Source organism: Ramlibacter sp., from assembly GCF_035627355.1.
Lineage (GTDB): Bacteria > Pseudomonadota > Gammaproteobacteria > Burkholderiales > Burkholderiaceae_C > Ramlibacter.
The window spans coordinates 22,600-47,784 of record NZ_DASPLW010000009.1; the positions used below are offsets into that span (position 1 = coordinate 22,600).

34 protein-coding genes are annotated in these 25,185 nt (G+C 68.6%); 15 read left to right on the forward strand and 19 right to left on the reverse strand.

Annotated features, from left to right (window positions below):
• Positions 1-10: 10 nt before the first annotated feature.
• On the reverse strand, positions 11-1,336 hold the full coding sequence (locus VEC03_RS03340; RefSeq protein ID WP_324912720.1) for an erythromycin esterase family protein: 1,326 nt from the start codon (positions 1,334-1,336) through the stop codon (positions 11-13).
• Positions 1,337-1,398: 62 nt separating this feature from the next.
• Between VEC03_RS03340 and VEC03_RS03345 the strand changes: the two genes are divergently transcribed.
• The 4 genes from VEC03_RS03345 to VEC03_RS03360 all read left to right on the forward strand — a co-directional run bounded on the left by VEC03_RS03345 (position 1,399) and on the right by VEC03_RS03360 (position 4,512).
• Complete coding sequence (locus tag VEC03_RS03345; RefSeq protein WP_324912721.1) at positions 1,399-1,839, forward strand: hypothetical protein; 441 nt, start codon at positions 1,399-1,401, stop codon at positions 1,837-1,839.
• A gap of 143 nt (positions 1,840-1,982) precedes the next feature.
• Positions 1,983-3,251 (forward strand): ergothioneine biosynthesis protein EgtB, encoded by a 1,269-nt coding sequence (gene egtB / locus VEC03_RS03350; protein ID WP_324912722.1) that lies wholly within the window; start codon positions 1,983-1,985, stop codon positions 3,249-3,251.
• Positions 3,248-4,234 carry an L-histidine N(alpha)-methyltransferase gene (egtD, locus tag VEC03_RS03355; protein ID WP_324912723.1) on the forward strand — a complete coding sequence of 329 codons (987 nt, stop codon included), beginning with the start codon at positions 3,248-3,250 and terminating at the stop codon, positions 4,232-4,234. Before egtB ends, egtD begins: the two co-directional genes overlap by 4 nt.
• Positions 4,231-4,512, forward strand: a complete 282-nt coding sequence (locus tag VEC03_RS03360; protein WP_324912724.1) for a DUF427 domain-containing protein — start codon at positions 4,231-4,233, stop codon at positions 4,510-4,512. The genes egtD and VEC03_RS03360 overlap by 4 nt, the downstream gene beginning before the upstream one ends.
• Positions 4,513-4,533: 21 nt before the next feature.
• Here VEC03_RS03360 and VEC03_RS03365 read toward each other — a convergent pair whose 3' ends face one another.
• The gene (locus VEC03_RS03365; RefSeq protein ID WP_324912725.1) at positions 4,534-5,544 is read right to left on the reverse strand and encodes a transporter; all 1,011 of its coding nucleotides are present in this window, start codon (positions 5,542-5,544) and stop codon (positions 4,534-4,536) included.
• A 58-nt stretch (positions 5,545-5,602) separates the two neighbouring features.
• A complete protein-coding gene (locus VEC03_RS03370; protein ID WP_324912726.1) occupies positions 5,603-6,001 on the reverse strand; it encodes a DUF2946 family protein in 399 nt (132 codons plus the stop codon).
• A 141-nt stretch (positions 6,002-6,142) separates the two neighbouring features.
• On the opposite strand from VEC03_RS03370, the gene VEC03_RS03375 reads away from it, so the two are divergent.
• The gene (locus tag VEC03_RS03375) at positions 6,143-6,616 is read left to right on the forward strand and encodes a thioredoxin family protein (protein ID WP_324912727.1); all 474 of its coding nucleotides are present in this window, start codon (positions 6,143-6,145) and stop codon (positions 6,614-6,616) included.
• 21 nt (positions 6,617-6,637) lie between these two features.
• On the opposite strand, the gene VEC03_RS03380 is transcribed toward VEC03_RS03375, so the two are convergent.
• From VEC03_RS03380 to VEC03_RS03415, 8 genes are all read right to left on the reverse strand, one after another.
• Positions 6,638-6,964 carry an MliC family protein gene (locus tag VEC03_RS03380; RefSeq protein ID WP_324912728.1) on the reverse strand — a complete coding sequence of 109 codons (327 nt, stop codon included), beginning with the start codon at positions 6,962-6,964 and terminating at the stop codon, positions 6,638-6,640.
• Positions 6,955-7,416 carry an isoprenylcysteine carboxylmethyltransferase family protein gene (locus VEC03_RS03385; RefSeq protein ID WP_324912729.1) on the reverse strand — a complete coding sequence of 154 codons (462 nt, stop codon included), beginning with the start codon at positions 7,414-7,416 and terminating at the stop codon, positions 6,955-6,957. The genes VEC03_RS03380 and VEC03_RS03385 overlap by 10 nt, the downstream gene beginning before the upstream one ends.
• Before the next feature lie 57 nt (positions 7,417-7,473).
• Complete coding sequence (locus tag VEC03_RS03390; RefSeq protein WP_324912730.1) at positions 7,474-8,007, reverse strand: hypothetical protein; 534 nt, start codon at positions 8,005-8,007, stop codon at positions 7,474-7,476.
• A 160-nt stretch (positions 8,008-8,167) separates the two neighbouring features.
• On the reverse strand, positions 8,168-8,611 hold the full coding sequence (locus VEC03_RS03395; protein ID WP_324912731.1) for a thioesterase family protein: 444 nt from the start codon (positions 8,609-8,611) through the stop codon (positions 8,168-8,170).
• Positions 8,612-8,784: 173 nt separating this feature from the next.
• On the reverse strand, positions 8,785-9,381 hold the full coding sequence (locus VEC03_RS03400) for a PIN domain-containing protein (RefSeq protein WP_324912732.1): 597 nt from the start codon (positions 9,379-9,381) through the stop codon (positions 8,785-8,787).
• 136 nt (positions 9,382-9,517) lie between these two features.
• On the reverse strand, positions 9,518-9,985 hold the full coding sequence (locus VEC03_RS03405; protein ID WP_324912733.1) for a hypothetical protein: 468 nt from the start codon (positions 9,983-9,985) through the stop codon (positions 9,518-9,520).
• Positions 9,986-10,103: 118 nt separating this feature from the next.
• The gene (locus tag VEC03_RS03410; RefSeq protein ID WP_324912734.1) at positions 10,104-11,414 is read right to left on the reverse strand and encodes a Fic family protein; all 1,311 of its coding nucleotides are present in this window, start codon (positions 11,412-11,414) and stop codon (positions 10,104-10,106) included.
• 344 nt (positions 11,415-11,758) lie between these two features.
• Positions 11,759-12,229 carry a hemerythrin domain-containing protein gene (locus VEC03_RS03415; protein ID WP_324912735.1) on the reverse strand — a complete coding sequence of 157 codons (471 nt, stop codon included), beginning with the start codon at positions 12,227-12,229 and terminating at the stop codon, positions 11,759-11,761.
• Between the two features lie 113 nt (positions 12,230-12,342).
• On the opposite strand from VEC03_RS03415, the gene VEC03_RS03420 reads away from it, so the two are divergent.
• A complete protein-coding gene (locus VEC03_RS03420; protein WP_324912736.1) occupies positions 12,343-13,086 on the forward strand; it encodes a 2OG-Fe dioxygenase family protein in 744 nt (247 codons plus the stop codon).
• Between the two features lie 33 nt (positions 13,087-13,119).
• On the opposite strand, the gene VEC03_RS03425 is transcribed toward VEC03_RS03420, so the two are convergent.
• From VEC03_RS03425 to VEC03_RS03435, 3 genes are read right to left on the reverse strand one after another with little or no spacing between them, the layout of a single operon-like run.
• On the reverse strand, positions 13,120-13,881 hold the full coding sequence (locus tag VEC03_RS03425; protein WP_324912737.1) for an SDR family NAD(P)-dependent oxidoreductase: 762 nt from the start codon (positions 13,879-13,881) through the stop codon (positions 13,120-13,122).
• A gap of 35 nt (positions 13,882-13,916) precedes the next feature.
• Positions 13,917-14,525, reverse strand: coding sequence for a protocatechuate 3,4-dioxygenase (locus tag VEC03_RS03430; protein ID WP_324912738.1), 609 nt, complete (start codon positions 14,523-14,525; stop codon positions 13,917-13,919).
• Positions 14,526-14,553: 28 nt separating this feature from the next.
• Positions 14,554-15,213: an RluA family pseudouridine synthase gene (locus tag VEC03_RS03435; protein WP_324912739.1), complete on the reverse strand. Its 660-nt coding sequence runs from the start codon at positions 15,211-15,213 to the stop codon at positions 14,554-14,556.
• Between VEC03_RS03435 and VEC03_RS03440 the strand changes: the two genes are divergently transcribed.
• From VEC03_RS03440 to VEC03_RS03450, 3 genes are all read left to right on the forward strand, one after another.
• Positions 15,212-15,580, forward strand: a complete 369-nt coding sequence (locus VEC03_RS03440) for a DMT family protein (protein WP_324912740.1) — start codon at positions 15,212-15,214, stop codon at positions 15,578-15,580. The two genes, VEC03_RS03435 and VEC03_RS03440, sit on opposite strands and share 2 nt — an antisense overlap.
• A gap of 71 nt (positions 15,581-15,651) precedes the next feature.
• On the forward strand, positions 15,652-16,299 hold the full coding sequence (locus VEC03_RS03445) for a DUF47 domain-containing protein (RefSeq protein ID WP_324912741.1): 648 nt from the start codon (positions 15,652-15,654) through the stop codon (positions 16,297-16,299).
• Positions 16,300-16,315: 16 nt separating this feature from the next.
• Positions 16,316-17,326: an inorganic phosphate transporter gene (locus tag VEC03_RS03450; protein WP_324912742.1), complete on the forward strand. Its 1,011-nt coding sequence runs from the start codon at positions 16,316-16,318 to the stop codon at positions 17,324-17,326.
• A 34-nt stretch (positions 17,327-17,360) separates the two neighbouring features.
• Here the strand turns inward: VEC03_RS03450 and VEC03_RS03455 are convergent, their stop codons facing one another.
• Positions 17,361-17,807 (reverse strand): hypothetical protein, encoded by a 447-nt coding sequence (locus VEC03_RS03455; protein ID WP_324912743.1) that lies wholly within the window; start codon positions 17,805-17,807, stop codon positions 17,361-17,363.
• Complete coding sequence (locus VEC03_RS03460) at positions 17,804-18,331, reverse strand: GNAT family N-acetyltransferase (protein WP_324912744.1); 528 nt, start codon at positions 18,329-18,331, stop codon at positions 17,804-17,806. The genes VEC03_RS03455 and VEC03_RS03460 overlap by 4 nt, the downstream gene beginning before the upstream one ends.
• 147 nt (positions 18,332-18,478) lie before the next feature.
• Here VEC03_RS03460 and rpsP point away from each other — a divergent pair, with 147 nt between their 5' ends.
• From rpsP to VEC03_RS03490, 6 genes are all read left to right on the forward strand, one after another.
• Positions 18,479-18,751, forward strand: a complete 273-nt coding sequence (gene rpsP, locus VEC03_RS03465; protein WP_324912745.1) for a 30S ribosomal protein S16 — start codon at positions 18,479-18,481, stop codon at positions 18,749-18,751.
• Between the two features lie 8 nt (positions 18,752-18,759).
• Positions 18,760-19,326 (forward strand): ribosome maturation factor RimM, encoded by a 567-nt coding sequence (gene rimM / locus VEC03_RS03470; protein WP_324912746.1) that lies wholly within the window; start codon positions 18,760-18,762, stop codon positions 19,324-19,326.
• Positions 19,327-19,336: 10 nt separating this feature from the next.
• Positions 19,337-20,104: a tRNA (guanosine(37)-N1)-methyltransferase TrmD gene (gene trmD, locus VEC03_RS03475; protein WP_324912747.1), complete on the forward strand. Its 768-nt coding sequence runs from the start codon at positions 19,337-19,339 to the stop codon at positions 20,102-20,104.
• 103 nt (positions 20,105-20,207) lie between these two features.
• On the forward strand, positions 20,208-20,597 hold the full coding sequence (gene rplS, locus VEC03_RS03480; RefSeq protein WP_324912748.1) for a 50S ribosomal protein L19: 390 nt from the start codon (positions 20,208-20,210) through the stop codon (positions 20,595-20,597).
• 70 nt (positions 20,598-20,667) lie between these two features.
• Positions 20,668-21,387, forward strand: a complete 720-nt coding sequence (locus VEC03_RS03485) for a CoA pyrophosphatase (RefSeq protein WP_324912749.1) — start codon at positions 20,668-20,670, stop codon at positions 21,385-21,387.
• A gap of 112 nt (positions 21,388-21,499) precedes the next feature.
• Positions 21,500-22,498, forward strand: coding sequence for a CobD/CbiB family protein (locus VEC03_RS03490; RefSeq protein ID WP_324912750.1), 999 nt, complete (start codon positions 21,500-21,502; stop codon positions 22,496-22,498).
• A gap of 42 nt (positions 22,499-22,540) precedes the next feature.
• On the opposite strand, the gene rsgA is transcribed toward VEC03_RS03490, so the two are convergent.
• Genes rsgA through VEC03_RS03505 form a run of 3 tightly spaced genes read right to left on the reverse strand, consistent with a single transcriptional unit; the run spans position 22,541 to position 25,089 of the window.
• Positions 22,541-23,464 carry a ribosome small subunit-dependent GTPase A gene (gene rsgA, locus VEC03_RS03495; protein ID WP_324912751.1) on the reverse strand — a complete coding sequence of 308 codons (924 nt, stop codon included), beginning with the start codon at positions 23,462-23,464 and terminating at the stop codon, positions 22,541-22,543.
• A gap of 12 nt (positions 23,465-23,476) precedes the next feature.
• Positions 23,477-23,812, reverse strand: a complete 336-nt coding sequence (locus tag VEC03_RS03500; RefSeq protein ID WP_324912752.1) for a 4a-hydroxytetrahydrobiopterin dehydratase — start codon at positions 23,810-23,812, stop codon at positions 23,477-23,479.
• Complete coding sequence (locus tag VEC03_RS03505) at positions 23,809-25,089, reverse strand: M48 family metallopeptidase (RefSeq protein WP_324912753.1); 1,281 nt, start codon at positions 25,087-25,089, stop codon at positions 23,809-23,811. Before VEC03_RS03505 ends, VEC03_RS03500 begins: the two co-directional genes overlap by 4 nt.
• Positions 25,090-25,185: the final 96 nt, after the last annotated feature.

Consider the following 25,185-nt stretch of genomic DNA (forward strand, 5'->3'; position numbering starts at 1 on the left):
CAGGGCGGCCCTACACCCCCGCCGGATACGTCTCCGGCACTTCCACTTCCGCGACCTCGTGCAGGTGCTCCGGCAGCGACTCCAGCGCGCGGGTCGTGTCGATGTGGATCACGCCGTCGAACTGCGCACCCAGGCGCGCATTGAAGTAGTGGCTGCGGCGCTCGGTCTCGGGCAGGTAGATCACGCCGATGGCGCGTTCGAGCAGCGGCTCGTCCAGTTGCGCCCGCAAGCCTGCGTCGGGCAGCAGCAGGAAGCGCTGCGGGCCCACCTCGTGGAACAGCGCCTCCCAGCTGCCGGGCAGCCCAGGCCGCACGCGCTTGACCTGCGCCGGCTCGTCCCAGTCGGAAGCCGCACGAACGCTGCCGTCGTAGGTGGTGAACCCGAGCAGGAAGGTCTCGCCCGGCCAGCGCTTGCGCGCCAGCTCGCCCACGTTCCATTCGCCCTGCTCGCCCATGGCCGTCGCGCTGGCGTCGCCCAGGTGCGAGTTGTGCGCCCACACCGCCATGCGTGGGGGCTGGCCGATGCGCTCCTGCAGGTGGGCGCTCAGCGCCTGCAGGGTCTCGACCATGTGCAGGTCGCGCTGGTTCCAGGATGACGCCCGGCCGTGGAACATGCAGCGGTAGTACTGCTCGGCATTGCGCACCAGCCGGGCGTTCTGCTGCGCATGGAACAGCTCGTCGGGGTCGCCGTCGTCGTGCGACCCGGGGCCGTGGCGCAGCAGCTCGGTCAGCTGCGCCACCACGGCTTCCTCGCAGCTGAAGCCGGTACCGAAGCCGGCCGCGTGGCCGTAGGCCTGCAGGTTCTGCTGGAAGTGGTCGAAGCAGGCGTAGCGGCGGCGCGCGCGCCGGGCCGCTTCCGGATCGGCGCGGTCGAGGTAGCCGAGCACTTCGCGTACCGAGCCGAACAGGCTGTACAGGTCCATGCCGTAGAAGCCCACCCGCTGCCAAGGTGGCCGCGCCTGGTTGTACTCGCGCAGCCAGACGATGAACTCGCGCACCACCGTGTTGCGCCACATCCAGGTCGGGAAGCGCTCGAAGCCGGCCAGCGCATCGTCCGCGCTGCCGCCGTCCAGCCCGCGCACCCAGCGGTTGATGCGGGCTGCATCGGGCCAGTCGCCCTCGATCACCACCGCCTTGCAGCCGTGGCGCACGATCAGCGCGCGGGTGATCTCCGCCCGCAGCGCATAGAACTCGTGCGTGCCGTGGCTGGCCTCGCCCAGCAGCACGAGGCGGCGCCCGGCCAGCGCGTCCATCAGCTCAGGCGGCGGCTCGTTGCCCAGCGGGCGGGCCTGTGCGCGCACCGCCTGCAGCAGGGAATCGGACCGGAATACGGGCATGCCCGCGACGGGCAATCCGCGTGCCGAGTCCCCCGGCAGCCGGACGTTCCTAGAATGCCTGCATGGTCGACATATCGGTGCTGGTGGTCCAGGCGGATGCGGAGCAGCGGGCTCGCACGGTGCGCCTGCTTGGGCAATGCTGCGATCCGGCCCGCATCGCCGGCGTGGGCGGCGCGGGCGCGGCCATCGACTACCTGTTGGCGCGTGGCGACCACGCCGACCGGGCCGGGGCGCGCGTGCCGCAGTTCCTGCTGGTGGACCTGCCGGTCGCCGAGGGCGTGCGCCTGCTCGACGCGGTGCGGGCCGAGCCGCGCATCAGTGGCCTGCCGGTGATCGCGTTGCTGGAGCCGGCCCTGCGCGCCGAGCAGGACCAGTGGTACGGCGCAGGTGCCAACAGCGTGGTCGGACAGACCCCGGACGACGATGAGCTGCGCCTGAAGCTGCAGCGCCTGCACGACTACTGGACCACGGTGAACCTGGCCAAGCGCTCCTCGCGCATCTGAGCGCCCTCGAGCGCATCCGTGTCATGCGGCGCCTGGCCGCGTGTCGCCATCGTAGCCCAGCCATGGCCCTGTTGCGATCCGATCCGTTTCAGCGTGCTGTAATGCCCCGTCGGGGCGCGAGCCCCGCCCGGAGGGAAACCCGAATGCCCGGCATCTCTACCGCGCCTTCGCGCAGCGAGGGCTCCGCGACCCGTGAACGCGCCGCCGTCGCGGCCCGCTACGAGCAGGTCCGTGCGCACAGCCTGGCGTTGGCGGCGCCGCTGTCGCCCGAGGACCAGTGCATCCAGTCCATGCCCGATGCCAGTCCGACCAAGTGGCACCTGGCGCACGCCAGCTGGTTCTTCGAGACGCTGGTGTTGCAGCCGCATGCGGCCGGCTACCCGGTGTTCGACCCGGCGTTCGCGCGGCTCTTCAACTCGTATTACGAATCGCTGGGTCCGCGCCATCCGCGCCCGCAGCGCGGCCTGCTGACCCGCCCAGGGCTGCCGCAGGTACACGCCTACCGCGCGCACGTGGATGAGGCGATGGCGGCGTTCATCGCGACGGCGCCTGCCGACACCTGGCGCGAGGCCGCCGCGCTGGTCGAACTGGGCCTGCAGCACGAGCAGCAGCACCAGGAGCTGATCGCCACCGACATCCTGCATGCGCTGTCCTGCAATCCTTTGCTGCCGGCCTGGATGCCGGGCGCCGCGCAACCCGCGCTGCGCCTGGCGTCGACGCCGGCGCCGCTGCGTTGGCTGCGGCATCCGGGCGGCCTCGCCGGGGTGGGGCATGCCGGTGACGGCTTTGCCTTCGACAACGAGGCGCCGAGGCACGCCGTGCTGCTGCAGCCCTTCGAGCTGGCCGATCGGCTGGTGACCTGCGGCGAGTACCTGGACTTCATGGAGGACGGCGGCTATGCGCGCGCCGCGCTGTGGCTGTCCGATGGCTGGGCGACGGTGCAGGCGCAGGGCTGGCAGGCGCCGCCGTACTGGCTGGCACCGGGCGATCCGCGCGCACTCGCCGACGGCTGGCAGGTGTTCGGTCCGGCCGGCCTGCAGCGGCTGGACCGTACGGCGCCGGTGAGCCAGCTGAGCTTCTACGAAGCGGCCGCCTATGCCGAGTGGGCCGGCGCGCGATTGCCGACCGAGTTCGAGTGGGAAGCGATGTTTGATGCACCCGGCATCTCGCAGATGACGGGCCACGTGTGGCAGTGGACCCGTTCGTCCTACGACCCGTACCCGGGCTTCCGCCCGCTGCCGGGGGCGGTGGGCGAATACAACGGCAAGTTCATGGTCGGCCAGCTCGTGCTGCGCGGCGGCAGCGCCTTCACGCCCGAAGGCCATGCGCGCCGCACCTATCGCAACTTCTTCCCGCCGGCCGCGCGCTGGCAGTTCTCCGGCCTGCGGCTGGCCCGGAGCGCGGACGCATGAGGTCGCCACGGCTCGCGGTGCCGCCGCTGGACCTGCCGGGCGAGTCGGAGTCGGCGTTCCTGGCGGACCTGCGGCAGGCACTCCTGGAGCCGCCGCACGCCATCTCGCCCAAGTACTTCTACGACGCCGAGGGCTCGCGCCTGTTCGATCGCATCTGCGAGCTGCCCGAGTACTACCCGACCCGCACCGAGTGCGCGATCCTGCTGCGGCATGCCGCGGACATCGCCACGCAGGTCGGCCCCGGCTGCGACCTGGTGGAGTTCGGCGCCGGCTCGTGCAGCAAGGTGCGGCTGCTCCTGCCGCAACTGCAGCCGCGCCGCTACCTGCCGATCGACATCTCGGCGCAGCACCTGCAGCTGGCTGCCGCCGACCTGGTGCGCGCCCACCCCGGCCTGGTGGTGGTGCCGCTGGCGGGTGACTACCTCGGCCCGATACGGCTGCCGCCGGCGCTGCCGGGCGCACGCCGCGTCGGCTTCTTTCCCGGCTCCACCATCGGCAACTTCACGCCGGAGGAGGCGCTGCGCTTCCTGCAGGATGCGGCGCGCCTGCTGCGCGGCGGCGGGCTGCTGCTGGGGGCCGACCTGGTCAAGGACCCGGCCGTGCTGCACGCCGCCTACAACGACGCGCAGGGCGTCACCGCCGCCTTCAACCTGAACCTGCTGGCGCGCGCCAACCGCGAGCTCGGCGCGGACTTCGACCTCGAGAGCTTCTGGCACAGTGCCTTCTACAACGCCGGCCGGCAGCGCATCGAGATGCACCTGGTCAGCCGCCGGCGGCAGCGGGTGCGGCTGGGTGGCGAGACGTTCGACATCCCCGAAGGCCTGTCGCTGCACACCGAGAATTCGCACAAGTACACCGTGCAGGGGCTGCAGTCGCTCGCCGAGCAGGCCGGCTTCCGGCCCGCGGCGGTGTGGACCGACGAGCGGGCGCTGTTCAGCGTTCACTGGCTGCGCGCGCCGGATCACGAAAGGAGCATGGATTGAAGGCAACCTGGAACGGGGCGGTGATCGCCCGCAGCGACGACACCGTGGTGGTGGAAGGCAACCACTACTTCCCCGAAAGTGCACTGGACCGTCAGTACGTGACGTTCTCGAACCACAAGACCACCTGCGCGTGGAAAGGCCAGGCCAGCTACTACTCGCTGCTGGTCAACGGCGAATTGAACCCGGACGCCGTCTGGTACTACCCCGACCCCAAGCCCGATGCCGAGATGGTGCGCGGGCGGGTGGCGTTCTGGAAGGGCGTGAAGGTCGAGCCCTGAACGCGCGCCCGCCGCGCGGGCTCAGAAGCGCGTGGACACCCCCAGCACCACCGCGTTGTCGGCCGTGAGCTGCACGCCACGCACGTGCTGGTGGAGCGGGTGCTGGTAGTAGGCATAGACGCGCAGGCTCTCGCCCACCTTGTAGCTCAGGCCCGGACTCAGGAACAGCGAGCGGCTGCCGCTGAGGGTGGGTTCCGCCTGGGCGCCGCGATCACGCCGCTTGGCCACCGCATTGAGCTGCACGAGGCCGGACAGCCGGTCGGTGAGCGGATGCGCGTACCCGAGGTCCAGCGCCAGCTGCGCGCCCGGCCGGAAATCATCATGGGAATTCAGCGGCTGCTGCAGTTGCGCCTGCGCGAACCAGGCGGCGCCGCTGCCGGTGAGCTGCTGGTGGTAGATGGCGCCCAGCAGCAGGTCGGTGGTGCCGCTGCCCGGTTGCAGGCTGCGCTCGGCCACCGCGCCGGCACTGGACACGTCGGTCTTGCCGGTCGGCAGCTTCAGGCCTGCGAACAGTCCGGCCATCCGCGGCGCCTCGTCGGAACTTGGCAGGTACCACTGGTAGCGCCCCGTCAGGCGGACGTCGCCCAGCTCGCGGAACTCCCAGCGCTCCGGAATCTGCGCCCCGCGATGGTTGTGGACGTGCAGGTGGTCGCGGTCGACAAGAGGCAGGGTGGCCGAAACGCCCCAGCCCGAGGCGAAGGTGTGGCTGTAGGTGGCGACGAGGTTTCGGTTGACCGTGCGGACCTCGTCATGGTGCTGCGGAATCTCGCCGACCGCGACCTTGCGCGAGCCGGACCGCGGCTGGTCCTGCCGGATGTGCTCGTAGCGCACGTCGAGGGTGCTGCCCTCTGTCAGGCCCGTGGTGCCGGCACCCCAGTCGGTGTTGATGGAGCAGAAGGCCGAACCGCAGCTGGCCTGCGCGGGAAGGGCGCACGCCGCAAGCAGGCCGGCGGCGGCCAGCACGCGCAGCGCGGGAACGAGGGGCGGGAAGGGGCCGGCCATGCGTGGCACTGCCCCGTGGATCTGTTGCACGGTGAATCTCCTGGAATGGATGGAACGTCGGCCGCGGAACCGCGGCGTCGAACGGCGGTCAGGAGAGCGCCGGCGGCCCCCGCGCCGGCAGCGGCGCGCCCGTGCGCAGGCACGGCGGCGCATCGAGGTTCGCGCCGGCGCGTTCGATCGGGGCGACGTGCGCCTGGCGGAGCACGGGCTGCGATGGCGGCGGTGCGGCGGCGTGCAGGCACAGTGGACAGTGCGACAACGCCGCTTCGTCGTCGGCTTCGCTCGCGTGCCGGTGCCCGGCGTCGCTCGCACAGTCCGGCGATGCGTGACCTGCATGGGCGGTGCACGCTGTCGGGTTGCCATGCAGCGGACCGGTGGCCACCTGGGCCGACGCGCTCTGCATCGCAACCGGCATGGACACGAACCACAACAGCAGCCAGGCGGCCAGGAAGCGGCCGAATGGGCGGGCGTGGCGCAGGGCGTGCATGCTCGGCGATGGAAACGTGGATGCAAGTATCCGTGCAGAAGTCGGCTGCATCGTTCCCTCGCGCAGCCCTTCGTTGACAAACATCATCGCCGAATCGATGCCGAAGGGCCCATGGCGCCATCGCGTTCCTACAATGACCGCATGCCCAAGAGACTGCTGAGCTTGCTGCTGGCGGCACTGTTCGCGCTGTCACTGGCCCCGGCCTGGAGTGCCGATGGGTTGCCCTCGAAGTTCGATGCACGGCGCGACGCGGTGGCCGACGTGCAGCAGGCCCTGGCGATGGCGAAGGCCGAGGGCAAGCGCGTGCTGGTGGACGTGGGCGGCGAGTGGTGCACCTGGTGCCACGTCTTCGATCGCTTCATCGCCGCCCGTGCGCCGGTGCGCAGCGAACTGCAGTCGCACTACGTGCTGGTCAAGGTGAACTACTCGCCCCAGAACCGCAACGAGCGCCTGCTCTCGCAGTGGCCCAAGGCCAGGGGCTATCCGCACTTCTACGTCCTGGATGCAACCGGCAACCTGGTCGCATCCCAGCCTTCGGGCGAGCTGGAAGCGGGGAACGACTACGACGAGGCGAAGGTGCTCGCATTCCTGCGCGGCAACCGCGCGGGCAACTGACGACCCGCTGCCGGCGCGGCGTCACTGCGCCTTGCAGTGCACCGGTGGCTGGCCGGCGAGTTCGACCGTGAGGTCCTTGCCCTTGCCGCGGATCGTGTCCGAGCCGTCGCCGTAGATGAACCCGGAGCCGGAGCGCTGCTGCGGGAGTTCGATGCTGCGTCCGCCGCGCACCAGCGTGGCCACCTGCCGGCCGTTGTCGAACACCACCTCGATGCGCTCGCCGCCCGCGCAACCGAATGGCACGCGAAGGACCTGCTCGGCAGGGCCGGACGGTGCCGTCGCAGCGCAGGCGGCCAGGGCGAGCGGGGCCAGGCCGGCGGTGAGCAGGCGGAGTTGGATCACAGCCATCGCCTCACCTGCGCCGCATAGCGCGTGAACTCGTCGCCGAAGATCGCGCGCAGCGCACGCTCTTCCGGCAGGATCTGGAAGCGGGTGATGTAGAGCACGAACGCGATCGGCCCGAGCAACGCCAGCCACGACGACAGGTAGAGCGCCCACGCGAGCAGGAGCAGGGCCATGCCCAGGTACATCGGATTGCGCGTGATGCGGTAGACGCCGCTGGTAACCAGCGCCGAGGCGCGCTGCGGCGCGAGCGGGTTGACGGTGGTGCGCGAGGAGCGGAAGGCCACCAGGCCCAGGAGGTCGAACGAGAGGCCGGCGACCACCAGCAATGCGACGGCGACCATCCGGGCTGCCGAGGGCAACGTGAACGCTGGCCCGAGCCCAGCCGCGCCCCACATCGCGCCGGCGGCCAGGGCGCCGATCACGGGCGGGGGGATCTTGTGCTCGAGCGAAGCCATTGTGGTGTGACCGTCATTTTGCGTCCTGAAGTAGGGTCCGCCGGACTTGGATCGGCATCAGGCGAGACTGCCCGCCTTGCTCCGTCCAAAGGTTTGCACTTCGGTCAGCAGGAATGCCCACGGCGCGCCGAACGTGGCAGGGATCATCAGCAATCCCGCAGGGGCGCCAAAAGGAACACCCAGGATCAGGGCCAAGACGAGTCCTCCGAGGCCAAGACCAAATGAACCCAGTGCGATGTACCCCAGGGCCTTGGGCAATCCGGTAAATGAAGCGGGCGTGCGCTTACGCCTCGCGAAGAACAGCCAAGCCCTGCGTAGAACGAGCGCGAGCATCAGGTAACCGGCGGCCACGTGGACAAAGTAGGGAACGGCGAAGGCAACCAGGTTGGGGATCAGTGAGCCGAAGCCGAGGAGCAAGTCTACAAACCAAATGTGGGGGAGCGAAAGGCCAACGGCGCCAAGCAACGACCCGAGAAGTACATGGACGGCATCGATGCCCACCAAGACTGCGCATGCTCCGTAGGCAAATTCTCTCGTGGTGCGACCCGAGGCAGGTTCACTCTTGCCAACGCTCCTGATCTCGTGGGACATGCTGGCTTCCTTCCCGACAAATGGAAACCAGCGTGCATCAACAAGGCCGTGGTTGCATCCCCAAACCTTTGGAGCGAAAAGAACGCCGTCTGGCATTCTTGCCAACGGTCATGCCCTCATCGGGTGCTGGGCGGGCGGGCGGCGGTTTCAGCGGACAGGGTCAGGCTGGGACGGAGCCGCCCGCCAGCAACTGCCGTCCGGCGGCAGCGACGTGCGGCGGGAATTCGACGGGTCGCCGGGTGTCACGCGCGATGCACACGGCCGTGAGCTCGCAGGTCGCACAGACCTCCTGCGTCTCTACGTTGACAAGTTCGTGCCGCATCGTCAGCCGCTTGGCCTGGATGTCGATCAGGGTGGACCGGACGGCTACGCAATCACCCGGATAGAGCTCCTTCTTGTAGGAGATGTTCTGCTGCACGCCCGCCATATGGACTGGCCCCGTTCTCAGCGCGGTCGGTGTCAGGCCGATGGCGGTAAATACGTGCCAGAGGGCTTGCTCGAAGATCTCGCCATACGCGCGAAGATTCGCGTGGCCCATGTGATCGCACTGCCACGCGTGGATCGTCGCGCGTGCCGTTTCGAGTCGGGTCGGTGATGGGCTCATTGGGGAAGTTCCTGTTCCTCGCCGCTCTTGCCAACTCTCTGTCAGGCAAGAGTGTCTGACGAAAGCGAAACAATCTCCACGTCTCCGACTTGCGGCGTCTCGGCGGTGCTCATGCGATCCAATGTCGGAGTTGACCGGCGCGATGCCGATGCGTGTCTGTGCCGAACGATCAGTTAGCCGGCAGACGCATAAAGCACCTTCCCGTCCGCTATGGAAATGTGCCCCGGCCTTCGAAGTGCATCCACGATCGCACTGATCTCCTCCTCTGAGAGCTGCCTGTGAAAGTGCGCGGAAATTGCGCTCCGCAGCGTCTTCTCGGTTCGAGGCTTCGTCGCCTTTGGCTGCAGGAGCCTCGACATGAACAAGATGGCTCGTTCCTCGGGAGACTTGACCTGGCTCGCCTTCACCGCCGGGATTTCCTCGACAGACTCCCAGCGACCACAGAAGATGTTCTTCTCCTTCAGATGCTGGATGAGAGGATCGAAGCCCGTGTCCTTCGAGATGATGTGGAAGAACACGTCAGGTTGTTCCGTGGCTATGCGTCCAATGTAGTAGGCGATATGAAAGTCGAGCGCATTCCGGCCGATGCCCGAGATCTTGATGTACTCCGCACGGTTGCCCAACTGCTGAACGGCGGCAACCAATTCAAACGAGAGCTTGGTCTGCGTAGCACCGACGAACACCATCACCCGAAAATGCTCGGGCGTGAGGAGCCCGAGTGAGGCGGGTTGCACGCTCTCAAAGTCAACGAGGACAACGTTCGGGCGCACGCGATCTCTCCCTGCTGGCTAACGTTGGAGTTGACCGGCGCGCACCGGAAGGCCGCCGCGAGGTGCACGATTACGTGGGCTCCTCGCGGCGGCCTGCCGGTGCGTGTCCGTGTCGAACGACCTGTTAGAACTCACTCTAATCAAGCCCAAGTAGGTCCCATCGCCCTCGAAATTTGTCTTCGACATCTTTGAACTGCCGAATCGGTGTATCCCGGTGCGCCTGCCCCTTTTTCCCTGGTGTCGCTAGCCACTGTTTATGGTTCTCGGCCGCGAAGCGTGAAACGTCCTCGCGTGGGACGACATAGTATTCAGGCTGCGAGAGGCCGTTTAGGCGAACGAACACGAAGAACAGATTCGTAGCAGCATCAGCTTCAACCTTGCTCGTGAGCATCCAAGACTTACTTGAGCCTTGGGAAGATTTGACCTGAATTCCGACACTACGCGTTGCATCAGCATTTGAGGCAAGAATGTCTACGCCGCGTGTATTCCTCAACGTAATAGACGCAATGTATCCGCGGCGCGAGAGTTCGGCGGCAACAAAATACTCGCCCGCGATGCCGCACAGCGTTCCCGATAGCTTTGGCGCCTTTGTGAGTGCTGTCATGGGCGGTGAGTTCTAACGTCGGAGTTGACCGGCACGCACCGGCATTGCGCCGCAAGACGTATGCTCCCGCCCACGGCTTGCGGCGCAATGCCGGTGCGTGTCCGCGTCGAACGACCTGTTAGCCTGGATCATGTGGCGGTGCCGGAATCTCAAGCCCGCAAACATTGCACATCACGGCGTGTTCACCTGGACTGACATCCATGACTCCTTCACCACAAGCCGGACATCGCTGACCCGACATCTGGCATGGTGAGCCTGGCATGAACTCCACACCCATAATTGCCTGAGTAATCTCGGCCTCAAGGGGAGCGTAGTCACCCTTATCCGCGGCAGCAAGTGCATCAAAATAGGGAAGTCGATCCTCGATTACGACACGTCGGGTCTGATGGAGGAGTTCTCGTGCCTGGTGTGCGAGCAGAAACCTCGCTATCCGTCCGTTGCCGTCTAGAAACGGGTGGATGCTCACAAACCTGTGATGAAACCGTGTCATCGCAGCGATCTTCTCGTTTATGGTGCCCGCTGCAACGGTCTTGAGTGAGTTACGCCAGGTGGAAAGCAGGTCTTCCAGGAGGGCCGGTACTTGTTCAGGATCGGGGGGCACGAACGTTGCCGTAGCCGCTGTGGTACCCGGCCCCCCGAGCCATACTTTTCTTGTGCGCAGCAATCCCACTTGGGTTCCAGGTGGCGCATCAAACAACAGCGCGCGGTGCAACATACAGATGCCGCTGACCGAGAGATCCTCCAAGGAAAAGCCCGAGACCACCGGAACGCTTCCGGTCTTGTCGCTCGGCGCTGCAAGGTTCACGAGGAGCGATTGTGTCTGGCTCACCTTGTGGAGCTTTGACCCAAGTCCCTCGGCAACATCTCCCAGAGAATCGAGTCGCTTTCCAATCTCGCGAATGATCAGAAGGCTTTGCGCCTGAAGCATGTCCGCGAACGAGCGGTTCCATTGCGAGAAGAAGCTAAGCTGCTCCTCCCGGGACATGTCGATGTCAAGGTACTCCAGGCGAGCCCCGTAGCCAGACGGACTATCGAGTAAAGCGCGTATGCGCTCCAGGTGATAAATGATCGACTTGTGACCCAGTGCGTTCGCCTCCTCGCCGAGCAGGTCCCGCTCTCCCGGGGTCAGCGACTGATTCGTCAAGAACACGATGCCGTCTACAGAGTTGTCCTGGACGCCTTTCAAGTCGTGTACGAACTTGGCCTTTGTCTCCCGGAAGAGTTTTTCTCCCGTGGGGAAGTAAGCTGCCGCGACATACTTCCAGTTGTTCTTCTCACAGAGAACGTCCTTTAGACCGTCCGGGCCTCCGAGCGGGCACTGAGGATCGACTGCCGAAAAGCCCTCAATGTGCAAAATGGTCGCGGAGAGACGCTCAGCGCCGATCTGGTCACCGCGCCAAAACTTGAGCTTGAGTTCCGTATCGGGCATGGTAGGAAGGCTAACGTAATGTAGATCTCACCCTCAGACCCGAAACCCCGCACGTGCGGCATAAAACCGCCCGAACGGATTCGGCAAGACCTTGAGTGGAAAGGAAATTTGCGTCCATCTGCGGGATAACAGGTCTTCGTTCCTGGTACCTCGAAACCCGCAGTGAGCGTGCACCCGGCATCATGTCTTTTCTCCGCCTCCCCATTGGGCAAGGCGATGCTATGAGCCGGGACAAGCAGGCGCCATGGTCAAAACCCGCATGACACGGGTGCGCCCTGGATCAAAGGCTGATGGGGTCGCGGGCCTCGCCTTCAAACGGACCCGCACCCCACTTCAGTTCGCCCTCAACTACAAACGCTGGTCCCGCAATGCGTGATCGGCTGCTTCGGCAGCGCCTCGGGCCGCGTCACCTCGCCGGTGGTGTCGTCGTAGCCGACCTTCATCAGGTGCTGGGCGAGGGCGGCGTCCATGGTGGCGGAGTGCTGGGGGAACCAGATCGCCAGTTCGCGCACCATCTGGCGCACCGGCTCCAGCTTGCCTTCGGCGGCCATACGAACACCGTCCTGCAGCACCTGCAGCACCATGCGGTGCTGGCCGCTGTGGCAGTTGACGGCGGCGAAGCCGGTGGCTTCCATCCAGTCGTCCTCGCGGCCGAAATGGTCGGCCGTGTGGGCGACCAGTTCGCTCCAGGCGGCGGGCAGTTCGGCGTCGGTGCTCGCCTCGCAGCGCGCGAGCAGGTCGACGAACTCGCGGTGCGTCCGGTCGATCACTTCCACCCCGAGAACCAGTTCCTCGGACCAGGGCAGTAACGGCATTTGCGGCAATCCTCCTTGAGCGTGACAGGCTAGGCCCGCATGGGCCCCGATTCCTTGACTCAGGTCATTTCCACGACGGCGCCATGGCGTCGTGCCGCCGCTAAGCTGCCGGGATGCTGCTCGCGCCTCCCACGACTTCCGCCGCCGATGCCGGCCCCTTGCTGCGCGAGCGCGGCTACGCGGTGCTCGGCCCGCAGGCCGTATGCGAGCTGGCGGGCTGCGAACTGGCGGACCTGCGGGCGCTCGACGCATCCTGGAACGACCTGCCGCCTGACGGCTACCTGAAGGATGGCGGCCGCTACCGGCGCCGGCGGCACTCCTGCTTCGTGCTGGAAGGCGGCGTGCTCACCCAGGCGCCGCACCGGGCCCACTGGCAGCCGGTGGAATACAACGCCCTGCACGGCGGCATGCAGCGCTGGTTCGATCCGGTCGAGCCGCAGGTGGTGGCCACGCCCGCCTGGGAGGGGCTGCTGCGCGCCGTGGGCGGCGCCGCGTCGGCGCTCAAGGGGCCGCGGCCCTGGTACATCGAGGCGCACCAGTTCCGCATCGACACCACCGACGGTATCGGCCGCCCCACGCCGGAGGGCGCGCACCGCGACGGCGTGGACCTGGTGGCGGTGTTCCTGGTCCGGCGCCAGGGCATCAAGGGCGGCGAGACGCGGGTGTTCGAGGCCGACGGCCCTGCCGGCCAGCGCTTCACCCTGGTCGAGCCCTGGAGCCTGCTGCTGCTGGACGACGAGCGGGTGATCCACGAGACCACGCCGATCCAGCCGACCGGCGAAGGCGGGCACCGCGACACGCTGGTGCTGACCTGCCGGGCCGGGGGCTTCCAGGGCGATCGAACGCCCGACGCCTAATGAATTGATTAGCGCGAAAGGCCTGGGACGCGCTCAGTCGCGCACGTCCGCCACCGGCTTGCTGCCGAAGTCCGCCCGGTCCAGGTAGGCCAGCACGCGCGCCGCGGCGTCGGCCGGGGAACTGAGCACGCCCTTGTCCTTCAGGCCCTGGAAGTTGCCGATGTCGGGGAAGCGCTTGGGATCCGCGCCGCGCAGTTGCACCTGCATGTCGGTGTCGATCACGCCGGGCGCCAGCGAGCACACCCTGGCGCCATTCGGCCGGCCCGCTTCCTCCAGCGCCACGCAGCTCGTGAACAGGTCCATGCCGGCCTTGGCCGCGCAGTAGGGTGCCTGCGAGGCCATGGCGCGCCGGCCCAGCCCGGAGGAGATGTTCAGCAGTCTGCGCTCGCAGGTCCAGTCCGCGGTGGCGCGCAGGAAGGCGCCGGCCAGCAGCATGGGGGCTTCCAGGTCCACCCGCAGGGCCTGCGCCAGGTCGGCTGCGGGAATCTCGCCCAGCGGGGCGATCCGGGGCAGCACGCCGGCGTTGTTGATCAGGGTGACGCTCGCCAAGCCCTGCGGCCCACGTTCGGTGAGCCAGGTCTCCAGCCGCGCGGCCGCCGCCTCGGCGCGCCCCAGGTCCTGCGGCCACTGCTCGAGGCGGCGCCCGGCGCGCTCGGCGCGCTGCGCCAGCGCGTCGTTGGTCTTGCGCGAAAGGCACAGCAGGTCGTGGCCGGCGTCGAGCAGCTGCTCGGCCATGGCAAGGCCCATGCCGCGCGAGGCGCCGGTGAGGATGGAAAGGTGGGTCGATGCGGTCATGCGCGCGATGCTAAGCCAGCATGCGCGTCGGTGTCTCAGGCCTCGACCACGATAGCGAAGTGCGCCTGCAGCCCGTCGCCGCCGGCGCGGAAGGGCACGGTCAGCGCACGCCGGCCCGCGTCGTCCAGCCGGCGCCACAGGAAGTCGCGCTCGTTGTGCGGGTCGCCTTCCACATAGAGCTGCGTGGTCAGCAGCTCGTGCCCGCCGTCCTTGACCTTCACGTGGATGTGCGGGGTGCGCCCGCTGTAGGGCGCGGGGCGGATGGTGCGGAAGCGGTAGCGGCCGTCGGCGCCCGTGGTCACGCGGCCGAAGCCCTGGAACGCCGGGTCGGCGCGGCCGCCGTCGCCGGGATGGTGGTAGTGGCCGGCTTCGTCGCACTGCCAGATCTCCACCGTCGCGCCCGCGAGCGGGCGCCCGTCCACGTCGGTCACCGTGCCTTCGAGCGATGCGGGCTGGCCCTTGGCGTACTGCTGCGAGCCGCTGCGCAGCAGGTCGTTGTCGCTGTCGGCGGGCAGCCGCACCGGATAGAAGGGGCCTTCGGTCTGCGAAGGGGTGGGGCGCAGCCGTCGCGGGGCCTGCGCGCGCAGCAGGGCGGGCGCGAACACCAGCGCGGCGGTGAGGGTGCGGCGGGTGAGGGTGTTCATGCCTGCAGCCTAGCGCAGGCGAGCCCGTTCAGAAAGGCACGGGGCTGTTCCACTCGACCGTATCGCCGCTGGCCGGATGCCTCAGCCGCAGCGCGCAGGCATGCAGCAGCAGCCGCGGCGACGCCGCCTGCACGGCTTCGGGCGCGTACAGCGCATCGCCCAGGATGGGATGGCCGATCGCGGCCAGGTGCACGCGCAGCTGGTGCGAGCGGCCGGTGACCGGCTCCAGCTGCAGCCGCGTCGTGCCCGGCTGTGGGCCGCGGCCCAGCTTGCGCCAGAGCGTGAGGCTGGGCTTGCCGGCTTGGGGGTCGACCTTCTGCCGCGGCCGGTTGGGCCAGTCGACGAGCAGCGGCAGGTTGATCCGGCCGGCTTCACCGGCCGGCTCGCCCGCGACCACCGCCTCGTAGCGCTTGTCCACCGCGCGATCCGCGAAGGCCATGCCGAGTCGGCGCTGCACGTCGGCCCCGCGCGCGAACACGCACAGGCCGGAGGTCGCCATGTCCAGCCGGTGCACGATCAGGGCGTCGGGCCAGCGGGCCTGCACGCGGGCCGACAGGCAGTCCTGCTTGCCCTCGCCGCGCCCCGGCACGCACAGCAGGCCGGCGGGCTTGTCGGCCACGACCAGGTGGGCATCGGCGTGCACGATGCGCCCAGTAAGCCCATCGGTGCCGCGGGATAATTCCGTCATGAACGCGCTGGCCGTCCTTCCGTTTTCGACGCAGGCGATTGTGCTGCTCGTCGCCTCCAACGTCTTCATGACGATGGCCTGGTACGGGCACCTGCGCAACCTGGCGACCAGTCCCTGGTACGTGGCGGCGCTGGTCAGCTGGGGCATCGCGCTGGCCGAGTACCTGCTGCAGGTGCCGGCCAACCGCATCGGCTACCGCAACGCCGGCTTCTCGGTGGCGCAGCTGAAGATCCTGCAGGAAGTGATCACGCTGTCGGTGTTCGTGCCGTTCGCGGCGCTGTACCTGCGCGAACCGCTCAAGCTCGACTACCTGTGGGCCGCCCTGTGCATGGTCGGCGCGGTCTACTTCATGTTCCGCAGCGGCTGAGCGAAGAAGTCCCTGCAGAGGGGCGACGTTACACTCGCCTGTCAACAAGAAATGCTCGAAGGCCAACACCGATGCTGTTCGGCAAGCTCCTGCCCCGCGAGGGCAACTTCTACGAGATGTTCAACCAGCACGCGGGACGCGTCGTCGAGGCGGCGCATGCTTTCTCGCACCTGGTGGCCAACTACGACGACCTGAACCTGCGCGAGCGCTACACGCTCGAGGTCGACAACGCGGAGCGCTCGGCCGACCGCGTCACCCACGAGGTCAACCGTCTCATCCACAAGACCTTCATCACGCCGATCGACCGCGACCAGATCCACCGGCTGATCAACACCATGGACGACGTGGCCGACCTGTTCCAGGACACGGCCGAGACCATGTCGCTGTACGACCTGCGGCGCGTGAACGAGGAGATCGCGCGGCTGGCCGACCTGGCGGTCAAGTGCGTCGAACGCCTGCGCGAGGCGGTTTCCATGATCGGCGGCCTGGCCGACGCGTCCACCGCCGAGGCCGCCCTCAAGACCTGCGAGGAGATCGACCGGCTCGAGTCCGACGCCGACCGCGTGATGCGCGCGGCGATGACCAAGCTGTTCCGCGACGAGCCGGACGTGCGCGAGGTGCTCAAGCTCAAGGCCATCTACGAGCTGCTGGAGACCATCACCGACAAGTGCGAGGACGTGGCCAACGTGATCGAGGGCATCGTCCTCGAGAACTCCTGACCGCGGGGCACTTCGCATGGAACCGATGCAGGCCGCCCTCTGGGTGGTGATCATGCTGGTCGCGCTGGCGCTGGCGTTCGACTTCATGAACGGCTTCCACGACGCGGCGAACTCCATCGCCACCGTCGTGTCCACCGGCGTGCTGCGCCCCACCCAGGCGGTGCTGTTCGCGGCCTTCTTCAACGTCGTCGCGATCGGCGTGTTCCACCTGAGCGTGGCCGCCACGGTGGGCAAGGGCATCGTCGAGCCCGGCGTGGTGGACACCCACGTCGTCTTCGGCGCGCTGCTGGGCGCCATCCTCTGGAACATCATCACCTGGTACTACGGCATCCCCAGCAGCAGCTCGCACGCGTTGATCGGCGGCATCGTGGGCGCGGTCATCGCCAAGACCGGGGCCGGCTCGCTGATCGCCGGCGGCATCGGCAAGACGGTGCTGTTCATCTTCGTCTCGCCGCTGCTGGGCTTCCTGTTCGGCTCGCTGATGATGGTGCTGGTGGCGCACGCCTTCCGGCGCGTGCGCCCCTCGCGCATCGACCGCTGGTTCCGGCGCCTGCAGCTGGTCTCGGCCGGTGCCTACAGCCTGGGGCACGGCGGCAACGACGCGCAGAAGACCATCGGCATCATCTGGCTGCTGCTGATCGCCACCGGCTACGTGTCCAAGGGTGCCGACTCGCCGCCGCTGTGGGTCATCGTCAGCTGCTACCTGGCGATCGGCCTGGGCACCATGTTCGGCGGCTGGCGCATCGTAAAGACCATGGGCCAGAAGATCACCAAGCTCAAGCCGGTGGGCGGCTTCTGCGCCGAGACCGGCGGCGCCATGACGCTGTTCCTGGCCACCGCGCTGGGCATCCCCGTGTCCACCACCCACACCATCACGGGCGCCATCGTCGGCGTCGGCGCCACCCAGCGCGCCAGCGCGGTGCGCTGGGGCGTGGCGGGGAACATCGTGTGGGCGTGGATCTTCACCATCCCCGCCAGCGCGTTCATGGCGGCGGTGGGGTACTGGATCAGTCTCCAGGTCTTCTAGTCATCCGCGCGAACGGTTCGACCTGCGGTCGGAACTACTGCGAAATCTTCCGGCCCTCTTCCACCTGGTACTGGAAGTACCCCTGGAAGCCGATCGCGATGCTGGCCATCAGCACGCCGGTGCCGATCATCAGGGAGGCGACGATGGCCCAGATGGTGGCCCAGCGCGTCTGGCCAGCCGGGGCCTGCGGATCGGCCTGCGGGTTGAAGCGCTCGTTCCAGCGCTCCGGCGTCATCAGCCCGTAGACGATGGCCGTCAGGCAGCAGGCGGCGAAGGTGATGCCGCCGATCGGGATCAGCACCCAGCTGAGCCCGTCGTTCTGGCCCAGCGACCACATCCGCAGCACGCCGTAGGCGCCGGCCAGCGTGGGCAGGGGCAGCAGCCAGGCCAGCCAGTCGCCCAGGCCGTGCAGGTAGAAGCGGTGCAGGCCGACCGGGCCGCCCACGAAGGCCAGCCACGCCGCGAGGGTCTTGCTCTTCATGCCGCCTCCGGCGGGGTGCTGCTGCCGGCGCCCAGCACCTTTTCCATCAGCACGATGTCCAGCCAGCGGTCGAACTTCCAGCCGCAGGCGGCGATGGTGCCGACCGGCGTGAACCCGAGCGCGCGGTGCACGCCGATCGAGGCCGCGTTGGCCGAATCGCCGATCACGGCGATGAGCTTGCGCACGCCGGCCGCTTCGGCCTGGTCGGCCAGGGCGGCCAGGAGCTGCCGGCCCAGTCCCTGGCCGGCGGCATCCGGGTGCAGGTAGATGGAGTCCTCGGCCGAGAAGCGGTAGGCGGGACGGGGCTTGAACCACTGGCAGTAGGCGTAGCCGCGCACCTGGCCGTCCTGCTCGGCCACCAGCCAGGGCAGCCCCTTGGCCCGCACGTCGGCATGCCGGGCGGCCATCTCATCGTTCGTGGGCGGGGTGGTCTCGAAGGTGCCGGTGCCGAACCGCACGTGGTGGGCATAGATCGCGGCGATCGCGGGCAGGTCGTCGGCGGTGGCCGGGCGTATCAGGGGCATTCGGGGCGGGCAGTCTATAATCGCGGGCTTTCCAGCGTGTCGCTGGCCGGGTGGCCATGTCGCGTGTCTCAACGCTGGGGGATTTCGTCGAAGCCGGCTTTCAGGTCCCTGCAAGGGGGCGCCGGCTTTCCACCCGAAGGATAAATCATGGTCGTCATCCGACTCTCCCGCGGCGGTTCCAAGGGCCGTCCGTTCTTCAACATCGTGGTCGCCGACAAGCGCGTGCGCCGCGACGGCAGCTTCATCGAGCGCCTGGGCTTCTACAACCCGACCGCCAAGGGCGGCGAGGAAACCCTGCGCATCGCCCAGGACCGCCTGACCTACTGGCGCAGCGTCGGTGCCCAGGCTTCGCCCACCGTCGAGCGCCTGATCAAGCAGGGCGCCAAGGCCACGCCGGCCGCCGCTCCCGCCGCGGCCTGACGCCTCCCATGGCCCCCGGGCTGGAGCCGGCCGAGCTGCCGGCCGATGCGGTCGAAGTCGGGCGCATCCACGACGCCTGGGGCATCAAGGGCTGGTTCAAGGTCCAGCCCCACAGCGCTTCCCCGGAAGCGCTTTTTTCTTCCCGCCGCTGGTACCTGCAGCCGCCCGAGAAGGCGGTCAAGCCGGCATTCGCCGGCACGGTGCTGCTGCGCGTGCGAGAGGCCAAGGAGCATTCCGACAGCGTGGTCGCCAAGGCGCTCGAGGTCGACGACCGCGACGCCGCCGAGGCGCTCAAGGGCGCCCGCATCTTCGTTCCGCGATCCAGCTTCCCGACGCCCGCCGACGACGAGTACTACTGGGTCGACCTGATCGGGCTGGCCGTCGTCAACCGCGAGGGGGTCGAGCTGGGCACCGTGCGCGACCTGCTGTCCACCGGGCCGCAGACGGTGCTGGTGATCGGCTACCAGGACGGCGACAAGCCGGCCGAACGCATGATCCCCTTCGTGTCGGCCTACGTGGACCAGGTGGACATCGCCGGCCGGCGCATCACCGTCGACTGGCAGCCCGACTACTGAGGCGCAGGCCATGCGCTTCGACGTCCTCACGCTGTTCCCCGAGCTGTTCGGCCCCTTCCTCGACAGCGGCGTCACCCGGCGCGCCTTCGAATCGAAGCAGGTCGACGTGCGGCTGTGGAATCCGCGCGACTTCGCCGAAGGCAACTACCGGCGCGTGGACGATCGCCCGTTCGGCGGCGGCCCCGGCATGGTGATGATGGCGGCGCCGCTGGCGCGCTGCCTGGCCGCGGTGCGCACCGACCGCGGCGATGCCGCGCCGCTGGTGCTGTTCTCGCCGACCGGGCGCCGGCTCGACCACGGCCAGGTCGCGCAGTGGTCGGCGGGCGAGGGCGCGATCCTGCTGTGCGGCCGATACGAGGGCATCGACCAGCGCTTCATCGACGCCTACGTCGACGTGCAGCTGAGCCTGGGCGACTTCGTGCTCTCGGGCGGCGAGATCGCCGCCATGGCGCTGCTGGATGCGGTGGCGCGCCTGCAGCCGGGCGTGCTGAACGAGGCCGGCAGCCACGAGGCCGACAGCTTCAACCCCGCCATCGACGGCCTGCTGGACTGCCCCCACTACACCCGGCCGGAAGACTGGGAAGGGCGGCGCGTGCCGGGCGAGCTGCTGTCGGGCCACCATGCGCAGATCGAGCAGTGGCGGCGCCAGCGCCGGCTGGAGGCCACGGCCCGCCTGCGCCCCGACCTGCTGGCCGCGGCCCGCGCGGCCGGCCGGCTGGACGCCCGGGACGAGGCCTTCCTGGCCTCCCTGGGGCCGGCCGGCGCCGACGGGCTATAATCATCGGCTTTCCGATCCTCTGCCCGGCCGCCCCGGGCCCGCCTTTCGAAGGCGGTTGACGCGGGGCCTTTTGCGCAGCGCGGGCACGATCGAAGGAACCACCATGAACCTGATCCAGACCCTCGAGCAAGAGGAAATCGCCCGCCTGGGCAAGAACATCCCCGACTTCGCGCCCGGCGACACCGTGATCGTCAGCGTCAAGGTCGTCGAAGGCAACCGCAAGCGCCTGCAGGCCTACGAAGGCGTGGTCATCGCCAAGCGCAACCGCGGCCTGAACAGCGCCTTCACCGTGCGCAAGATCTCCAGCGGCGAAGGCGTGGAGCGCACCTTCCAGACCTACAGCCCGCTGATCGCCGGCGTCGAGGTCAAGCGCCGCGGCGACGTGCGCCGCGCCAAGCTGTACTACCTGCGCGAGCGCAGCGGCAAGTCGGCCCGCATCAAGGAAAAGCTGGTCTACGCCAACAAGGACAAGGCGGCTGCCGCCACCGAGTAAACGGCAATCCGCCGCCTGGAGCCGCCGCCGCCCGTGCAGGGTTGCGGCGGTTTTTCGTTCCCGACCCACCATGCCCATCGATCCGATCCCACCCTTGCCGGCCGACCTGCCGCCGCTGTCGAAGCAGCCCGACTTCGACCCGCGCAAGGTGCCGGTGGCCGGCATCGACGCCCACCTGCCCGCGGTGGCGCGCGAAGCGCTGGTGCCGGGCGCGATCCGCCAGCGCTTCCGGACCGCGCCGCCCTGGGAGCCGGAGATCTGGGCCGAGCGGCGCTTCACCGACCGCCAGCCGGCGTTGGCCTCGGTGCTGGTGCCCATCGTCATGCGCGACGAGCCCACGGTGCTGCTGACCGAGCGGGCCACCCACCTGAAGACGCACTCGGGCCAGGTGGCCTTTCCCGGCGGCAAGCGCGACGACACCGATGCCGACGAGGCGCACACGGCGCTTCGCGAGGCCGAGGAGGAGATCGGGCTGGACGCCGGCCGGGTCGAGGTGCTGGGCAGCATGCCGACCTTCACCACCGGCACCCGCTTCATCGTCACGCCGGTCGTGGGGCTGGTGCAGCCCGATGCGCCGCTGCGGCTCAACCCCCACGAGGTGGCCAATGCCTTCGAGGTGCCGCTGCGCTTCCTGATGGATCCCTCGCACCACCGGCGCCACGTCTTCGAGTTCATGGGCGTGCAGCGCGAGTGGTTCTCCATGCCCTACATGGACGGCGCCGAGGAACGCTTCATCTGGGGCGCCACGGCGGCGATGCTGCGCAACTTCTACCGCTTCCTGTCGGCCTGATCCGTCGTTCCCGCCCCGCATTCGCGGGCGCGCTGCGGCGGCCATCCACGGCTCCCGGCACCCTGGTCGGGCTTGCTCCCGCTCGACCGACGGGTCAGTATCATCCCCGCCCATGTCCTTCTTCGCCATCCTGTTCGCCCTGCTGCTCGAACAGGTGCGGCCGCTGGCGCGGCACAACCCGATCCACGCGGGCTTGCGGGGGTGGGCGCGCTGGGCCAGCCGCAACTTCGACGCCGGCAAGACCCACCACGGGTGGATCACCTGGGCGGTGGCCGTGGTGCTGCCCTCGCTGGGCGCGCTGGGCATCCACTGGGCGCTGATGGTGGGGGTAGGCTGGCCGGCCGCCATGGTCTGGAGCGTGGCGGTGCTGTACGTGACGCTGGGCTTCCGTCAGTTCAGCCACCACTTCACCGCGATCCGCGACGCGCTCGACGCCGGCGATGAGGAGCGTGCGCGCGACCTGCTCGCCCACTGGCAGCAGGTCGATGCAGCCGAACTGCCGCGGCGCGAGATCGTGCGCCACGTGATCGAGTACTCGGTGCTGGCCGCGCACCGCCACGTGTTCGGCGTGCTGGCCTGGTTCTCGGTGCTGGCGGCCTTCGGCCTGGGGCCGGCGGGCGCGGTGTTCTACCGCATGAGCGAGTTCGTGACCCGCTACTGGCGCCACCGCAGCCGCATGCAGACCCACCCCGCCAGCGAGGCGCTGCAATCCGCCGCCACTCGCGCCTGGTCGTCCATCGACTGGCTGCCCGCGCGCATGACGGCGCTGGCCTTTGCCGTGGTCGGCAGCTTCGAGGAGGCGATCGACTGCTGGCGCCACCACGCGCAGCGCTTCCCCGACGACAACGACGGCGTGGTGCTGGCCGCCACCTCCGGCGCGGTGAACGTGCGCCTGGGCGGCGAGGCCCTGCGCTCGGCCTTCGCGCCGAACAGCTCGCAGGCCTTCAGCGTGGCGGCCTCCGGTGCTCCGGACACCCCCGGCGGCGAAAGCACGCCCGGCCGCGAGGCCGAACCGGCCCACCTGCGCAGCGTCGTCGGCCTGGTCTGGCGCTCGGTGGTGCTGTGGATGGTGCTGCTGGCGCTCCTGACGCTGGCGAACTTGCTCGGGTGATGGCGAAGAGGAGGGCGGCGGCGCTGCCCTCCGGGCCAGGCCTCAGTACCGCTGCGGCGCACTCAGCTCGTCAAAGAGATCGCAATAGATCCGGTACCGGTTCGCCGTCACCGGATGCTCCGCCTCCGCGTGCGCGACCGCTGAAATCACGGCGCAGCCCGGCTCGTGCCGGTGGGTGCAGTTGTAGAAGCGGCAGTGGCCGATGTGCGGCTTGAGGTCGCGCATCAGCCCGGCCAGTTGGGCTGGCTCGATGTGGTGCAGGCCGAATTCCTGGAAGCCGGGCGAGTCGATCAGCGCCGTGCTGCGCTCCGCGTCCACCCAGTACCAGGTGGTGCTGGTGGTGGTGTGCCGACCCGAACTCAGCGCGCGCGAGATCTCGCCGGTCTGCGCGGCGGCGCCCGGCACCAGCAGGTTGATCAGCGTGCTCTTGCCGGCACCCGAGGGCCCGAGCACCAGCGTGGTCTTGCCCTGCAGGTGCGCCATCAGGTGCTGCCGGTCCACCTCGCCTGACAGCCGCAGCGACAGCGGCAGCACCCCGTAGCCCATCTGCTGGTAGGGCAGCAGCCGGTTCCAGGCGCGCTCGAAGGGCTCGACCAGGTCGCTCTTGTTCAGGGCCACCAGCGGCGTGATGCGCTCGGCCTCGGCCGCGATCAGCGCGCGGGCCAGTTGCTGCTCGGAGAACTCCGGCTCGGCGGCGATCAGCACCAGCACCTGGTCGAGGTTGGCGGCAAAGGACTTGGTGCGGATCTCGTCCTGCCGGTAGAACAGGTTGCGGCGCGGCTCGACCTGCTCGATGCTGCCTTCGTCGTGCGCGGGCAGCCACTGCACCCGGTCGCCGACCACGGCCTGGGTCTTCTTGCCGCGCGGATGGCAGATGCGCCGGCTGCCGTCGGGGGACTCCACCAGCACGTGGCGGCCGAAGCCGGCCACCACCAGGCCGGGCGACAGGCCCTCGCGCTCAGCCAAGGGCGCCGTCCATCAGGCCAGCAGCCCGTCCACCAGGGCGGCGCACTCGAAGTCCGAGGTCGACAGGCCCTTGACGTCGTGGGTGTTGAAGCGCACCACGCAGCGGCTGTAGTGCACCGACAGGTCCGGGTGGTGGTCCTGCGTGTTGGCGACGAAGGCCACGGCGTTCACGAACGAGATCGTCTCGTACCAGTTGGCGAAGGTGAAGGTCTTCTCGATCGCGACATCGGGGCCGTCGCCGGTGAGCTGCCAGCCGGGCAGGGCGGCCAGGCGGGTCACGATCTCGGTCGGCGTGAGTGCACGGCGCGTGACGCCCGCCCAGTCCTTCGTCTTCAGCATGGAGCTCATGGTGCACCTCCGGCGGCGGCCATCCTCGCCAGCCGTTCCGAGGCCGGCGGGTGCGAGTAGTAGAACCTGACGTACAGGGGATCGGGCGTGAGCGTCGAGGCGTTGTCCTCGTACAGCTTGAGCAGGGCGTTGCGCAGGTCGCGCGAGCCGGTCTGCGCCACGGCGAAGGCGTCGGCTTGGAATTCGTTGCGGCGCGACAGCTGCGCCATCAGCGGCGAGATGAAGAAGGTGAACAGCGGCACCACGAGCAGGAACAGCACCAGCGCCAGCGCGTCGTTCGGCCCTTCCAGGTTGGGGGCCACGCCCAGCCCCGTGTAGAACCAGGGCTGGCGCGACAGCAGCCCCAGCAGCCAGAAGCCGATCGCGCTGAAGGCGAACAGCAGGACGATCATCTTCAGCAGGTGCTTGTGCCGGAAATGCCCCAGCTCGTGGGCCAGCACGGCGTCCACCTCGTCGGCCGAGAGTCGCGACAGCAGCGTGTCGAAGAAGACCACCCGCTTGGCGGCGCCGAAGCCGGTGAAGTAGGCGTTGGCATGCGCTGAGCGCTTGGAGCCGTCCATCACGAACAGCCCTTTGGCCTTGAACCCGCAGCGCGCCATCAGGGCCTGCACGCGTGCGCGCAACGACTCGTCCGCCAGCGGCTCGAACTTGTTGAACAGTGGCGCGATGACGGTGGGCACGATCACCAGCATCAGCAGGCTGAAGCTCACCCACGCCGCCCAGGCCCAGAGCCACCAGCTCGCGCCGGCCGCGCCCATCAGCCACAGGATGAGCGCAGCGATCGGCAGGCCCAGCAAGGTGCCGACGAGCAGGCTCTTGGCCAGATCGGCCAGGTAGAGCTTCCACGTCATGCGGTTGAAGCCGAAGCGCTGCTCGATGCGAAAGGTGCTCCACAGCTCGAACGGCAGATCGAGCAGGCCGCCAATGACGCTGAAGGCCGCCAGCAGGGCGAGCTGGTAGGCCATGTTGCCCCAGGCGGGTTGCACCGCGTCGCGCACGGCGACATTGAGCGCATCCAGCCCGCCGAGCAGCGTCCAGCCGAGCAGCACGGCGGCGCCGAAGGCCGTGGTGAGCAGGCCGAAGCGGAGTTTTGCGATCGTGTAGTCGGCCGCGCGCTGGTGGGCTTCGAGCGACACCTTGCCGGCAAAGGCAGCCGGCACGGCGCCGCGGTGCCGGGCCACATGCCGGATCTGCCGGCTGGCCAGCCAGAACTTGGTGCCGAGCGTGGCCAGCAACGCGGCGGCGAAGGCGAGGGTCAGGGTGGAGGCGGCTTGCATAAGGCTGGAAGTGTAGGCGCCGCGGGCAGGGGCATCGCGGGATGGCGGAAAATGCCCCGTTCACAGGAGAGCGCATGACCGAAGACACCACGCCCA